We start from the raw sequence: 13,038 nt of genomic DNA on the forward strand, positions 1-13,038 counted from the left end.
GCCGCCCCGGCTGCGCCCGCCGCTCCCGCCTCCGCCCCGGCCGCTGCCGGCGTGCAGGCGCCGCCGAAGGCCGAGGAGGTGCCGTGGTCTTATGCCGTGGAGCGCGTGGCGCTCAAGAATGCGCGGATTGGCTTTGTCGATGAACTCGCGCCGTCCGGCCCCGGCAAGCTCGATCTTGGCCCGGTCAGCGTGGACGTGGCTGGCCTGGCCAGCACCGGCGACAAGCCGGCGAAGCTCGACGCGACGATAACCATCGCCGACGGCCAGACCCTCAGGCACACCGGGGAGCTGGCGCTGGCCCAGGGCACGCTGGCCGGCACGCTCGAATCCACGGGGCTGCGGCCGCAGGGCTTCGCTGCCTGGTGGCCGCGCGAACTGCGCAGTCAGTTTGGCGACACCGGCATCAATGCCGAACTCCACTACAAGATGGCGTGGTCCCAGCCGGTGTTCCAGTTCACGCTGGAGAAATCCCGGCTGGAACTGTCGCCGGTCTACGTGGCCACGCGCGAACCGATCGTCCTGCCGGCCACCCCGGCTGCGGCCGAACGCCCGGCCAATGCCGAACGGCAAGCGGCACGGCAAGCCGAACGGCAAGCCGCACGCGCCGAATCGGCTGCCCGGGGCAACAACACGGGCAACGGCAGGGGCCGTGCGCTGCGCGTCACGCGCCGCGCCGCCGATCTGGAGGGCGACAAGCTGCCGCTGGTCAGGGCCGACAAGCTTGTGCTCGAGGACATCAACCTCGACCTGGCGCGGCAGAGCTTCGAGGCCGGGCAGGTCTCGCTCGTGAAGCCGCAGATCGCTGCCACCCGGGACCATCACGGCGAACTGCTGGAAATGGCCCGCATCTGGGCGGTGGAATCCGCCGAGCGGAAGGCGGTGCCCGCCAAGCCCGCCCCGGCTGCGCCCGCCGCCAGCGCCCCGAATGGGCGCAACGGCGCTGCTGCCCCGCCGGGATGGAAAGTCCGGCTTGGCAAGGTATCGGTCGAAGGGGGCGCCGCACGGCTGGCGGACTATGCGCCGGCCGAGGCGAATCGCGGCCGGCCGGTCATCCATCAGTTCCGCAATATCGGCCTGACCACGGGCACCGTGACCTGGCCGCTCGCGGCCGGCGCAATGCCGCTGAAGCTGCATGCGGAGAGTGGCCGCAAGGGCGTGATGAGCCTGGACGGCGATGTCACGCCGACGCTGCCGGCCGCGCAATTGCAGGTGGACCTGCGCGACATCGACATGACGTCGCTCCAGCCGTACATGGCGGACCGCTTCAACGCGGCGCTGCGCAGCGGCCTGCTGTCGGTGAAGGGCAAGCTCGGCGTGGTGGCGCCAGCCGGCAAGCCGATTGCGGCGCGCTTCAACGGCAACGTGCTGGCCGGCAACGTCCGCACGGTGGACCGCATCAGTGGCGAGGACTTCCTGCGCTGGCGCGCGCTGGCCGTGACCGGCGTCGACTTCAACATGGACGAGGCCAAGGGGCCGCTGCAGCTGGGTATCAACAGCGTGTCGCTGTCCGACTTCTATGCGCGCGTGATTCTCAATGCCAATGGCCGGCTCAACCTGCAGGACGTGATGGCGGGCGGCGCGGAGAAGGGCGAAGCGGCGCCCTCCACCAGTCTGACGCAGGCGAACCCTGCCTCGGCACCCGCCGCCTCCGCGCCGGCGGCTCCGCCCCCGCAGGCCAAGGCACCGGCCGCGGCGCCGGCACCTGCTGGCCCGCGTCCGCAGATCCGGCTCGGCGGCGTGGCAATCCAGAAGGGCAACATCAATTTCTCGGACTTCTTCATCAAGCCGAACTACACGGCGAACCTGACCGACATGAAGGGCTCGGTGTCGAAGGTATCGTCGGCGGACCCGACGCCGGCAGATCTCGTGCTCGACGGCCGGCTCGACGACGACGCGCCGGTCAGCATCAGCGGCAAGATCAATCCGCTCGGCGAGCAGTTGTATCTCGACATCGCCGCGAAGGCGGCCGGCGTGGAGTTGACGCGCCTGACCCCCTACGCGGCCAAGTACGCCGGCTACCCGATCACCAAGGGCAAGCTCACGGTGGACGTGGGGTACAAGATCGAGAATGGCAAGCTCGACGCCCGCAACCACCTCTACCTGGATCAGCTGACCTTCGGCGAGCGCGTAGACAGCCCGGACGCGGTGAAGCTGCCGGTGCTGCTGGCCGTGTCGTTGCTGAAGGACCGCAACGGGGTGATCGATGTGAACCTGCCGGTGTCGGGGTCGCTGTCCGACCCCGAGTTCAGCATCGGCGGCGTGATCGTGCGTGTGATCGTCAACCTGCTTACCAAGGCCATCACGTCGCCGTTCTCGCTGATTGCCTCGGCGTTTGGCGGCAGCGGCGAGGAGCTGGGCTATATCGAGTTCGCGCCGGGTTCCTCTACGCTGACAGATGCCGCGCGCGACAAGATCACTACGGTGGGCAAGGCACTCAACGACCGGCCTTCGTTGCGTCTGGAGATCAGCGGGCGGATCGATCCGGCGACCGATGCCGATGGCGCCCGCCGCGTCTGGCTGGACCAGCGCGTGGCAGAAGCCAAGCAGCGCGAGCTGCGCCGCAGTGCACAGGCAGGCGCGCAGGCGGAGGAAGGCGAAGGCGGCGAGCAGGGCGCGCGGGTGACGGTGTCGCCGCAGGAGTATCCAAAGTACGTGGCAGCGGTGTACAAGCGCGAGTCGTTCAGGAAGCCCACCAACTTCATCGGCCTGAACAAGTCGTTGTCTACCCAGGAGATGGAAAAGCTGCTGCTGGAACACGCCCCCGTGACCGATACCGAGTTGCGGGCGCTGGCTGACCAGCGTGCGCTGGCCGTCAAGCAGGCGCTGGAACGCGACGGCAAGGTGCCAGACGCGAAACTATTCCTGACCGCGCCGAAGCTGACGGCTGAAGGGATCAAGGACAAAGGCGGACCGAACCGGGTCGATTTCTCGATTCGACAATGATGGGGATGGCCGGGCGCGGGGGCCGGTCATCGGCCCCCGTCATCCGTGGTGGCGGGGTGGCTGGCGGCAGATGCCCATGCGGCGCCTGCGCTCGCGCGCGCAGCGCCTGTAGCGCATCCGGTACGGATGGCTGCAGTGCCAGATCGCGCTCGCGACAGTCACGGCGAGCAGCGCCGCCATCAGGGCGGCGAGCAGGGTGAGTGACATCGCGCCTCTCCTCTCACTTACAGAGGCGCCTCGCTGCGGGTCTTGCCTAGATCAGCAGCGGCAACGCCTCCAGGACCAGCACGCCTAACAAGACGCCGATGATCGCGCCGGCGCAACGGCAACTGATGCGTAACGCCTTGGCGGCCACCGGAATCGCGCCCATCGCCAGTAGCCCGACGAGCGCCATGGGGATCAGAAATACAAGATCGTGCGCCTGTAGGTGGATCATGGCGGTCTCCTGTCTTGCTTCTTTGTGTTTCCAGTATAGGCCCTGTGTGGCGAATACAAGGCCGCCGGACTCAGGGTTCTCCCGCAGCGTTTGAAACGTGCGTGCAGCGCACGCAACGCCCCAGGTATCTCCCACGAGACATGACCCGCGCCGAGGTACGCAAATCGGCACGGGCCGCCGCCGCGCGTGGGCGCGTGTCCTATGCTGGACTCAGCGCGCGCCACGGCGCCGCCGGGCGCTGCGCATTGGATCGGAAACAATGTTCGACGTAGGAGGACGCCATGGAACTTCACATGCAATCGCACCATTACGTGCGCCGCTTGCCAGACTGGACCGCGGCCGCCGTATCGGGACTCGCAGCCGGCGCGCTGCTGATCGTGCTCGAGATGTTCTGGTCGACGATGGTATCGGGGGTCCATCCATGGGGCACCACGCGCATGATCGCAGCCATCGTGATGGGCCAGGACGTGTTGCAGACCTCGCTGTTCAGCGTCGGAACCGTGGCCGTGGCCGTGATCATCCATTTCGTGCTGGGCGCGATACTTGGCATGGTGCTCTGTGCGCTCATCGCGCCGTTCCAGCTGGATTCGAGCGTGGGCATGTCGATGCTGGCCGGCGCCGTGTTCGGGCTGGTGGTCTACCTGTTCAACTTCTATGTCATGACGCGCGTGTTTCCGTGGTTCGTGGATGCGCGCGGCTGGCACACGCTGATCGGGCACCTGGTGTTCGGCATGGCCATCGCGCTCTGCTACTGGAAGCTGGAGAGCCGAGACGTATCGCACTAGATCCCTGGCGAGTTTGTGCATCGCCGCACGACGGCGCGGCGATGTCGCCTTGCAGTGACCTGAGACCATGCACTAGTCTTATTCCACCTGCGTGACCTGCGCATCCCTCGCGGTACTGCCTCCGCGTGGAGGAGGGTGGATATGGCGATAGCCATCGCACTCGTCGTCATCGTCGTCGCTTCGGTGCTCTTTCATTTCGTGAGCCCGTGGTGGGCGACGCCGCTCGCGTCCAACTGGAAACAGATGGACGATACGTTGACCATTACGCTGGTCATCACGGGCTTCTTCTTCATCGTCATTAACCTGTTCATCGGCTACGTCGTGTGGCGCTACCGCCATCGCGCGGGGCATCGCGCTGCCTATCAGCCGGAGAATCGCAAGCTGGAGCTATGGCTGATCGGCCTCACTGCCATCGGCATCATCGCGATGCTGGCGCCGGGGCTGATCGTCTACGCCGACTACGTGCGCCCGCCGCGCGATGCGATGGTGGTGGAGGTGGTGGGCCAGCAGTGGCAATGGGCGTTCCGCTTTCCCGGCAAGAGCGGGCAGCTCGGCACATCCGATGCGCGCTTCGTCACGGCGACGAACCCGCTCGGGATCAATCCCGACGATCCGCGCGGGCAGGACAACATCATCGTGGTGGGGCCCGAGGTGCATCTGCCGCTGAACCGGCCGGTGAAGGTGCTGCTGCGCTCGAAAGACGTGCTGCACGACTTCTACGTACCGCCGATCCGCGCGCGCATGAACATGGTGCCGGGCATGGTCACCTCGTTCTGGTTCACGCCCACGCAGGCCGGCAAGTTCGACATCCTCTGCGCGCAGCTGTGCGGCGTGGGGCACTACAACATGCGCGGCCACATGGTTGTGGAGGACCAGGCTTCGTTCGATGCATGGCTTGCCAAGCAGCAGACCTTCGCGATGACGATGGCCAAGACAGCACCACCGATGGCCGCGGCACCGGGCACGGCCGCAACGCCCACGCCCGAGACCACGGTGGCCTCCGGCACCGACCTCGTCGAGCAGGGCCGCGCGCTGGCCCAGAGCAAGGGTTGCGTGGCCTGTCACAGCGTGGACGGCAAGCCCGGCGTGGGGCCGACATGGAAGGGGCTGTACGGCAGCACGCAGACGTTCGCCGACGGCAGCAGCGCGCCGGTGGACGATGCGTTCCTGAAGACCGAGATCGTCGATCCGCACGCGCGGCTGATCAAGGGCTTCGGGCCGCTGATGCCGCCAATGCCGGTCTCCGACGCGGAAGTCGCCGCGCTGACGGCCTATATCCGTTCGCTCGGCAGCGGCGCGGCCGCCACGCCGCAGGCGGGCAAGTAACGCGCGGGAGGAGGATGAGATGGCTTACGCCGATGATGCCCACCACGGCCCGCAGACCTTCGGGGCGCGCTACATCTGGAGTCAGGACCACAAGGTAATCGCGGTGCAGTACACCATTGTCGCGATCATCGTAGGGCTGATCGGCGTTGCGCTCTCCAACCTCATGCGGATGCAGCTGGGCTTCCCGGGCAAGTTCGATTTCATCGACGCCAACCGCTATTACCAGTTCGTCACCATGCACGGCATGATCATGGTGATCTACCTGCTGACGGCGCTGTTCCTGGGCGGCTTTGGCAACTATCTGATCCCGTTGATGGTGGGCGCACGTGACATGGTGTTCCCGTTCCTCAACATGCTCAGCTTCTGGGTCTATTTCCTGTCGGTGATCGTACTGCTGGCGAGCTTCTTCGTGCCGGGCGGGCCCACGGGCGCAGGCTGGACGCTCTACCCGCCGCAGGCCATCCTGCCCGGCACGCCGGGCTATGACTGGGGCATCATCCTGATGCTGGTGTCGCTGGTGATCTTCATCGTGGCTGCCACGATGGGCGGCCTGAACTACGTGACCACCGTGCTCCAGGCGCGCACCGAGGGCATGACGCTGCTGCGCATGCCGCTGTCCGTGTGGGGCATCTTCATGGCGACCATCCTGGCGCTGCTGGCGTTTCCGGCGCTATTCGTCTCGGGCGTGATGATGCTGCTCGACAAGACGCTCGGCACGAGCTTCTTCATGCCGGCAATGGTGTCGATGGGCCAGCAGCTCGACTATAAGGGTGGCAGCCCGTTGCTGTTCCAGCACCTGTTCTGGTTCTTCGGGCATCCGGAGGTCTATATCGTGGCGCTGCCGGCGTTCGGCATCGTCTCGGACCTCGTCAGCGTGCACTCGCGCAAGAGCATCTTCGGCTATCGCACGATGGTGTGGGCCATCCTCGCCATCGGGCTGCTCTCCGTGGTGGTGTGGGCGCACCATATGTTTGTCAGCGGCATGAATCCGTATTTCGGCTTCTTCTTCGCCACGACAACGCTGATCATCGCGGTGCCAACGGCCATCAAAGTCTACAACTGGGTCATCACGCTGTGGCGTGGCGATATCCATTTCTCCGTGCCGATGCTCTTCGCGATTGCCTTCATCAGCACCTTCGTGATTGGTGGGCTGACCGGCTTGTTCCTTGGCAATGTCAGCGTGGACATTCCGCTCTCCAACACCTATTTCGTTGTCGCGCATTTCCACATGGTGATGGGCGTGTCGCCGATCCTGGTGGTGTTTGGTGGCCTCTACCACTGGTATCCCAAGGTGACCGGGCGCATGCTCAACGACACGCTGGGGCATATCCACTTCTGGGTCACCTTCATCGGCACTTACGCCATCTTCTTCCCGATGCATTACCTGGGCGTGCTGGGCATGCCGCGCCGCTACTACGCGTTCGACAACTACAGCTTCATTCCCGAGTCGGCGCACGTGATGAACATGTATATCTCGATTGCTGCGTTCGTGGTGGCCTTCGCACAGCTGCTGTTTGTCTACAACCTTGCATGGAGCGTGCGACACGGGCGGCCTGCGGGGCCGAATCCCTGGCGCGCGGCGTCGCTGGAATGGCAGACACCCGATACGCCGCCCGTACACGGAAATTGGGGGCCGCACCAGCCGGTGGTCTATCGCTGGGCCTATGCGTACAGCGTGCCGGGCGCGCCCGAGGACTTCATCGCCCAGAATGCGCCGCCGGAGGCGGGCGGGCATGAGCCCGAGCCATACGAAAGCAAGGGGGCCGTGGCATGAACGCCGAATCCATCGCCACGCAATCGCCGTCAGGCGTGTTCCGGGTCTCACGCGAGGGGCCGAGCGGCGGCCCCGGCGGGGGCGACGCCACACACGACCGCGAGGTGCGCGCGCCTGGCAGCATTGGTCTGTGGGCGTTCATTGGCGTCGTCACGTCGCTGTTCTCGCTGTTTCTCGTCGCCTTTGCAATGCGGATGGACAGCCCGGACTGGCATCGCGTGGCGCTGCCCTGGCAGGTATGGCTGTCCACCGGACTGCTGGCTGCGGCCAGCGTGGCGATGCAGCTTTCCACGCGTGCCGCGCGGGCGGGACATATGGAGCGCGCGCGCACGGCATTGCGCCTGGGCGGTCTTGGTGCTGCGGCCTTCGTGGCGTCGCAGCTCTGGGCCTGGCAGGCGCTGTACGCGCTGCATGTGGTGCCGGCCAACAATCCCGCCGGCAGCTTCTTCTACCTGCTCACGGCCATGCATGGCCTGCACGTGGTGGGCGGGCTGGTCGCATTCGCCTATGTGGCGATGGATCGCGGCAGCGGCACGCGCACAGTGACGCGTATCGGCCTGTGTACCCGGTACTGGCACTTCCTGCTGGCGCTGTGGCTCGTGCTGCTGGGTGCGCTGGGCTGGCTGACGCCCGAGATCGTCCGCTACATCTGCGGCACCGCCTAGCAGAGAAGGGGAATACCGATGACCTCGCCAGTTTCGTCGCCCACATCGCCCACGCCGCCGGCGCACGGCATGGCAGACCATTTGCCGTCCGGCGTGAAGGGCCTGCTCGCAGACTGGTCGTCTGACCAGATGGCCTTCAAGGTGTCGTGGGGCAAGGCCATGATGTGGATCTTCCTGCTGTCCGACACGTTCGTATTCAGTTGCTTCCTGACCGGCTACATGACCGTGCGGATGTCGACGACCGTGCCGTGGCCCAATCCGAGCGAAGTGTTCGCGCTGGAGATCGCCGGCCGGCAGGTGCCGCTGATCCTGATCGCCATCATGACGTTCGTGCTGATCACGAGTAGCGGCACCATGGCGATGGCCGTCAACTTCGCCTACCGGCGCCAGCGCCGCGAATGCGCGATGCTGATGCTGGCCACGGCGGTCCTCGGGGCATCGTTCGTCGGCATGCAGGCGTTCGAATGGTCGAAGCTGATCCACGAGGGCGTGCGGCCCTGGGGCAACCCGATGGGGGCGGCGCAGTTCGGCTCCACGTTCTTCATGATTACCGGCTTCCACGGCTTCCACGTGTCGTGTGGTGTGATCTACCTGCTCGTCATCGCCAACAAGGTGCAGCGCGGGCACTACGACGTCACGGGCAACTACCAGCCTGTGGAGATTTCCGGGCTGTACTGGCACTTCGTGGACCTGGTCTGGGTCTTTATCTTCGCGCTGTTCTATCTCTGGTGAGGCTGGCCATGGCATCGACTCCCACCGCTCCCGATCTGGCCACCGAACCGTCGTCGCATGGCGGACAGGCCCACCCGATCGGCCTGTACCTGAAGGTCTGGATCCTGCTGTTCATCCTGTCCACGATGTCGTACATGGTGGACTACTTCCACGTGCAGGGCTTCCTGCGCTGGGCCCTGATCCTGATCTTCATGGCGTTGAAAGCCGGATTGATCATCGCCGTGTTCATGCACATGGCGTGGGAGCGCATGGCCCTGATCTGCGCCATCCTGCTGCCGCCGCTGTGCCTGCTGGTGCTGGTATGGCTGATGGCGGAAGAGGCGGACTACACGTTCCTGACGCGGGGGGTGTTTTTCAAGTAGCCAGGGTTCGTGGATGCGCGGATTCAAAACAAAGGCCGGGTTTCCCCGGCCTTTGTCTTCAGCTAGCGGGCCACGTGCGCCCGCCTTTACGCTCAGATCTGCGTAATAAACTTCGTCACCAGATACCCGTCGAATGTCTCCATCCCGCCTTCGCTGCCGATGCCGGAGTCCTTGATGCCGCCGAACGGCGTTTCGGAGAGGGCCATGCCGAAGTGGTTGATGTTGACCATGCCGGCTTCGAGGCCGTTGGAGACCAGGTGGGCCGTCTTCAGCGAGTTGGTGAACACGTACGAGGCCAGGCCGAAGGGCAGGCTGTTGGCGCGGCGCAGGGCTTCCTCGGCATCCTTGAAGCGCGTGACCGGCGCTACCGGGCCGAACGGCTCGTCCACCATCAGCTTGGCGTCGTCAGGCAGGTCCGTCACCACGGTCGGGGCGAAGAAGAAGCCCTTGTCGCCGATGCGTGCGCCGCCCGCCACGATCTTGCCGCCGCGGTGGTTGGCATCGTCAAGGAACTGCTCCATCGATGCGATACGTCGCTCGTGCGCGAGCGGGCCCATCTGCGTGCCGTCGTCAAGGCCGTTGCCGACCTTGATCGAACCGATCACCTCGGTGAAGCGCGCCAGGAACTTGTCGTAAGCCTTTTCCTGGACGTAGAAGCGCGTCGGGGAGACGCACACCTGGCCGGCGTTGCGCAGCTTGAAGCGCGCCAGCATTTCGGCGGCCGGCTCGATGTCGGCATCGTCGAAGACCAGCACCGGCGAATGACCGCCCAGCTCCATCGTCACGCGCTTCATGTGCGCGCCGGCCAGCGCGGCCAGTTGCTTGCCCACTGGTACGGAACCCGTGAACGAGATCTTGCGCACGATCGGGGATTCGATCAGGTAGGTCGATACTTCGCTCGGCACGCCCCAGACGATGTTCAGCACTCCCGGGGGCAGGCCGGCGTCATGGAACAGGCGCGCCAGGGCCACCACGGCGCTCGGTGAATCCTCCGGGCCCTTCAGGATCAGCGTGCAACCGGCGCCCAGCGCCGCGACGATCTTGCGGATTGCCTGGTTGAACGGGAAATTCCACGGCGTGAAGGCGGCGCAGACGCCAATCGGCTCGCGCACCACGATCTGGCGCACGGCCGGGTTGCGCGGGGGAATCACGCGGCCGTAGATGCGGCGCGCTTCCTCGGCGTGCCATTCGGCGTGCTCGGCGCAGATCATCACTTCGCCCACGGCCTCGGCCAGCGGCTTGCCCTGATCCAGCGTGATATCGCGGCCAATCTCCTTGGCGCGCGTGCGCGTCAGTTCTGCTACGCGACGCAGGATGGCGGAGCGCTCCAGCGGCGAGGTCTTTTTCCACGTCTCGAAAGCGCGTTGCGCCGCGGCCAGCGCGCGATCGAGGTCGGCGCGGGTGGCGTGGGGCAGCTTGCCGAGGACTTCCTGGGTCGCCGGGTTGATGACATCCTGTTCGCGCCGGTCGCCTCCCTTGATGAATTCCCCATCGATATAGAGGGCGAGATCCTGGTACATGCGTGTCTCCTGAGTCGGTCGGGTCGAGAAACCGCAAGCTTAACGCGTCGGGCCGGAACGCGCACGGGGTAGTGATGGCCGATAATCGGTCACTTGCCCCGGGAGGATTCACGCTAGACTGGCGGACCCGATATGCCGCACATCGTCCCGCACGCCCGCCATGAAGCCAGACGCCAGACTGACCACGGGCCCGATCGGCCGCACGCTGTTGCTGTTCTCGCTGCCGGTGCTGGGCAGCAACATCCTTCAGTCGCTGAACGCTTCGATCAACTCGGTCTGGGTGGGTCGCTACCTCGGCGAGGCCGCGCTGACGGCCACGTCCAACGCCAATATCATCCTGTTTTTCCTGCTTGGCGTGGTGTTCGGCATCAGCATGGCCAACACGATCATGATTGGCCAGGCCGTGGGCGCACGGAATATCGACGAAGCGCGCCGCGTGGTCGGCACCGGCACCACGTTCTTCGTGGGCCTGTCGATCCTGGCGTCGGTGCTTGGCTTCGTCTTTACGCCGCACATCCTCGCGGCCATGCATACGCCTGACGACGCGGCGCCACTGGCGGTGATCTACCTGCGCATCATCTTCGTGGCGCTGCCGTTCATGTATTTCTACAACTTCGTGATGATGACGCTGCGCGGCGCAGGGGACTCGCGCACGCCGTTCTATTTCATGCTGCTGTCGGTGGTGCTCGATGTGGTGCTGAACCCGGTGCTGATCTTTGGTGTCCGGCCGTTGCCGGCGCTCGGCATCGCCGGCTCCGCGCTGGCGACGCTGATCGCCCAGTTGGTGAGCCTCGTGGCGATGATTGCGGTGCTGTACCGGCGACGCCATTTCCTGCTGCTGCACAAGGAGCAACTGGCGTTGCTGTGGCCCGACCGGGCCATTCTCCGCGCGCTGGTGGCGAAAGGCCTGCCAATGGGCCTGCAGATGGTGGTGATCTCATCGTCGGCGATTGTCATGATGTCGCTGGTCAACACCTATGGCTCGCAGACCACGGCAGCCTACGGCGTGGCCTCGCAGTTATGGACTTACGTGCAGATGCCGGCCCTGGCCGTTGGCGCCAGCGTGTCGTCGATGGTCGCGCAGAATGTGGGCGCCGGCCTGTGGCCGCGCGTCGCCCGCATTACGCGCATGGGCCTGCTGTTCAATGTGGTGATGACCGGGGCGCTGGTGGCGCTGATCTACCTGTTCAACCGGCATTCGCTCGGCATTTTTCTTGGCGAGGACAGCACGGCGATTGGCATCGCCCAGCATATCAACCGCGTGGTGCTGTGGTCGTTCATCCTGTTCGGCTTCACGATTGTTGTGTTTGGCACGGTGCGCGCCACCGGTGCGGTCATGGCGCCCCTGGTTATCCTGTTCGTGTCGATGTGGGGGATCCGGCTGCCGTTCGCATGGCTGCTGGAGCCGCATATCGGCGCCGAGTCGATCTGGTGGAGTTTCCCGGTTGGCTCGGTCGTGTCCGTGGCGCTGGCCTTTGCCTACTACCGCTTCGGCAACTGGAAGCGCAGCCACATCCTGCCTGCCGAGCCTCATGCGGAGGCTGTCGGCCAGGCACCCGATACCAGCATGGGCACGCCTTGCGAAGACGCCGATGCCGCGACATCGCCCGCCCGGTGATCGGGTAACAGGCGAATGCGCTTTCACATGAGAGACATTTGAGTCGCCGCGTGCGCCGCGGTGCAGCAATGTAAGGCGTTCGAAAGCAAAACTCCGCCCAACCACCAGGACGCCGCGTCATGCGGCGTTTTTTCTTTCATTCGCCTTTCGCCTCGCCTTTCAATTGACTTTCATGGGCTGCAATTCGCTTCGATGAATTGCATCACGACATGATTCATTGGCCTTGGCCCGCATACGGTGCGGGAATCAGGAATTACCCTGAAGCCAGACAAATGAAAGGCGCCTGAAAGATCGCGTCTCTACTGTTCGCTCCGTCGCATCGGATGCTTGCCTGTCATGCATTCGCAGTGCGGGCGCCAGAGCCGGCGTGCCGCGCGGTACCGATTTTCACCACTTTGAGGAGATTCATTTTGCGCATACGCAGCCAAAAGGACTTTGCCTCCGGCCTGATGTTTGTCCTGGTCGGTCTGGGCTTTTCCTTCGTCGCGCGCGGCTATTCCATGGGAACGGCGGCGAAGATGGGGCCAGGATATTTTCCGTTCCTGCTCGGACTCGTGCTCGCCCTGCTGGGCGCGATCGTGACGCTGGGTTCGCTCTCGACGAAGGGCGAAGAAGACCAACTCGCGCGTTGGGACCTCAAGACACTGTTGTGGATTCTCGGTTCCGTGGTGCTGTTCGGTCTGTTGCTCAAGCCCCTCGGTATGGTGTTGTCGGTCTTCGTGCTGGTGCTGGTCTCGTCGATGGCGAGCCATGAGTTCAGCTGGAAGGGCGCACTCCTGAACGGTGTGGTCCTCGTGCTGATCAGCCTGGGCGCGTTCGTGTACGGCATCAACCTGCAGATGCCGGTGTGGCCTGCCTTCATTACCGGCTAAGGAGC

Annotated in this window: 12 protein-coding genes; 9 read left to right on the forward strand and 3 right to left on the reverse strand. The window is 65.0% G+C overall.

The genetic code is table 11. From position 1 onward, the window contains the following. Window positions 1-2,943: DUF748 domain-containing protein (locus KHO18_RS24205; RefSeq protein ID WP_211944028.1), on the forward strand; the 2,943-nt coding region annotated here is incomplete at its 5' end. Between the two features lie 39 nt (window positions 2,944-2,982). Here the strand turns inward: KHO18_RS24205 and KHO18_RS24210 are convergent. Together KHO18_RS24210 and KHO18_RS24215 are read right to left on the reverse strand one after the other, a co-directional pair. Continuing rightward, entirely contained in the window at window positions 2,983-3,150 is a 168-nt protein-coding gene (locus KHO18_RS24210; protein ID WP_211944029.1) for a hypothetical protein, read from the reverse strand. A gap of 46 nt (window positions 3,151-3,196) precedes the next feature. Further along, window positions 3,197-3,379 carry a hypothetical protein gene (locus tag KHO18_RS24215; protein ID WP_066736414.1) on the reverse strand — a complete coding sequence of 61 codons (183 nt, stop codon included), beginning with the start codon at window positions 3,377-3,379 and terminating at the stop codon, window positions 3,197-3,199. A 281-nt stretch (window positions 3,380-3,660) separates the two neighbouring features. Between KHO18_RS24215 and KHO18_RS24220 the strand changes: the two genes are divergently transcribed. From KHO18_RS24220 to KHO18_RS24245, 6 genes are all read left to right on the forward strand, one after another. Beyond that, the gene (locus tag KHO18_RS24220; RefSeq protein ID WP_144196348.1) at window positions 3,661-4,164 is read left to right on the forward strand and encodes a hypothetical protein; all 504 of its coding nucleotides are present in this window, start codon (window positions 3,661-3,663) and stop codon (window positions 4,162-4,164) included. Between the two features lie 141 nt (window positions 4,165-4,305). Then, window positions 4,306-5,490, forward strand: coding sequence for a cytochrome c oxidase subunit II (locus KHO18_RS24225; RefSeq protein ID WP_144196349.1), 1,185 nt, complete (start codon window positions 4,306-4,308; stop codon window positions 5,488-5,490). A gap of 19 nt (window positions 5,491-5,509) precedes the next feature. Further along, the gene (gene ctaD, locus KHO18_RS24230) at window positions 5,510-7,264 is read left to right on the forward strand and encodes a cytochrome c oxidase subunit I (RefSeq protein ID WP_144196350.1); all 1,755 of its coding nucleotides are present in this window, start codon (window positions 5,510-5,512) and stop codon (window positions 7,262-7,264) included. After that, window positions 7,261-7,929, forward strand: a complete 669-nt coding sequence (locus tag KHO18_RS24235) for a cytochrome c oxidase subunit 3 family protein (protein WP_144196351.1) — start codon at window positions 7,261-7,263, stop codon at window positions 7,927-7,929. The genes ctaD and KHO18_RS24235 overlap by 4 nt, the downstream gene beginning before the upstream one ends. Before the next feature lie 18 nt (window positions 7,930-7,947). After that, window positions 7,948-8,661, forward strand: coding sequence for a heme-copper oxidase subunit III family protein (locus tag KHO18_RS24240; RefSeq protein WP_211944030.1), 714 nt, complete (start codon window positions 7,948-7,950; stop codon window positions 8,659-8,661). A gap of 8 nt (window positions 8,662-8,669) precedes the next feature. Then, window positions 8,670-9,023 (forward strand): cytochrome C oxidase subunit IV family protein, encoded by a 354-nt coding sequence (locus tag KHO18_RS24245; protein WP_144196353.1) that lies wholly within the window; start codon window positions 8,670-8,672, stop codon window positions 9,021-9,023. 92 nt (window positions 9,024-9,115) lie between these two features. On the opposite strand, the gene KHO18_RS24250 is transcribed toward KHO18_RS24245, so the two are convergent. Continuing rightward, window positions 9,116-10,543 (reverse strand): NAD-dependent succinate-semialdehyde dehydrogenase, encoded by a 1,428-nt coding sequence (locus KHO18_RS24250; RefSeq protein ID WP_211944031.1) that lies wholly within the window; start codon window positions 10,541-10,543, stop codon window positions 9,116-9,118. Window positions 10,544-10,703: 160 nt separating this feature from the next. On the opposite strand from KHO18_RS24250, the gene KHO18_RS24255 reads away from it, so the two are divergent. Next, a complete protein-coding gene (locus KHO18_RS24255) occupies window positions 10,704-12,161 on the forward strand; it encodes an MATE family efflux transporter (RefSeq protein ID WP_211944032.1) in 1,458 nt (485 codons plus the stop codon). A gap of 410 nt (window positions 12,162-12,571) precedes the next feature. After that, window positions 12,572-13,033, forward strand: coding sequence for a tripartite tricarboxylate transporter TctB family protein (locus KHO18_RS24260; protein WP_144196358.1), 462 nt, complete (start codon window positions 12,572-12,574; stop codon window positions 13,031-13,033). The last annotated feature ends 5 nt before the right edge of the window (window positions 13,034-13,038 follow it).

The sequence above is a fragment of the Cupriavidus campinensis genome, assembly GCF_905397395.1.
GTDB classification, from domain to species: Bacteria; Pseudomonadota; Gammaproteobacteria; order Burkholderiales; family Burkholderiaceae; genus Cupriavidus; species Cupriavidus campinensis.

What these genes read in the sequence shown, in the direction of transcription:
- KHO18_RS24245 (WP_144196353.1), top strand. Translation starts at nt 8,670, where the DNA reads ATGGCATCGACTCCCACCGCTCCCGATCTGGCCACCGAACCGTCGTCG.
- ctaD (WP_144196350.1), top strand. Translation starts at nt 5,510, where the DNA reads ATGGCTTACGCCGATGATGCCCACCACGGCCCGCAGACCTTCGGGGCG.
- KHO18_RS24240 (WP_211944030.1), top strand. Translation starts at nt 7,948, where the DNA reads ATGACCTCGCCAGTTTCGTCGCCCACATCGCCCACGCCGCCGGCGCAC.
- KHO18_RS24255 (WP_211944032.1), top strand. Translation starts at nt 10,704, where the DNA reads ATGAAGCCAGACGCCAGACTGACCACGGGCCCGATCGGCCGCACGCTG.
- KHO18_RS24235 (WP_144196351.1), top strand. Translation starts at nt 7,261, where the DNA reads ATGAACGCCGAATCCATCGCCACGCAATCGCCGTCAGGCGTGTTCCGG.
- KHO18_RS24215 (WP_066736414.1), bottom strand. Translation starts at nt 3,379, where the DNA reads ATGATCCACCTACAGGCGCACGATCTTGTATTTCTGATCCCCATGGCG.
- KHO18_RS24210 (WP_211944029.1), bottom strand. Translation starts at nt 3,150, where the DNA reads ATGTCACTCACCCTGCTCGCCGCCCTGATGGCGGCGCTGCTCGCCGTG.
- KHO18_RS24220 (WP_144196348.1), top strand. Translation starts at nt 3,661, where the DNA reads ATGGAACTTCACATGCAATCGCACCATTACGTGCGCCGCTTGCCAGAC.
- KHO18_RS24225 (WP_144196349.1), top strand. Translation starts at nt 4,306, where the DNA reads ATGGCGATAGCCATCGCACTCGTCGTCATCGTCGTCGCTTCGGTGCTC.
- KHO18_RS24250 (WP_211944031.1), bottom strand. Translation starts at nt 10,543, where the DNA reads ATGTACCAGGATCTCGCCCTCTATATCGATGGGGAATTCATCAAGGGA.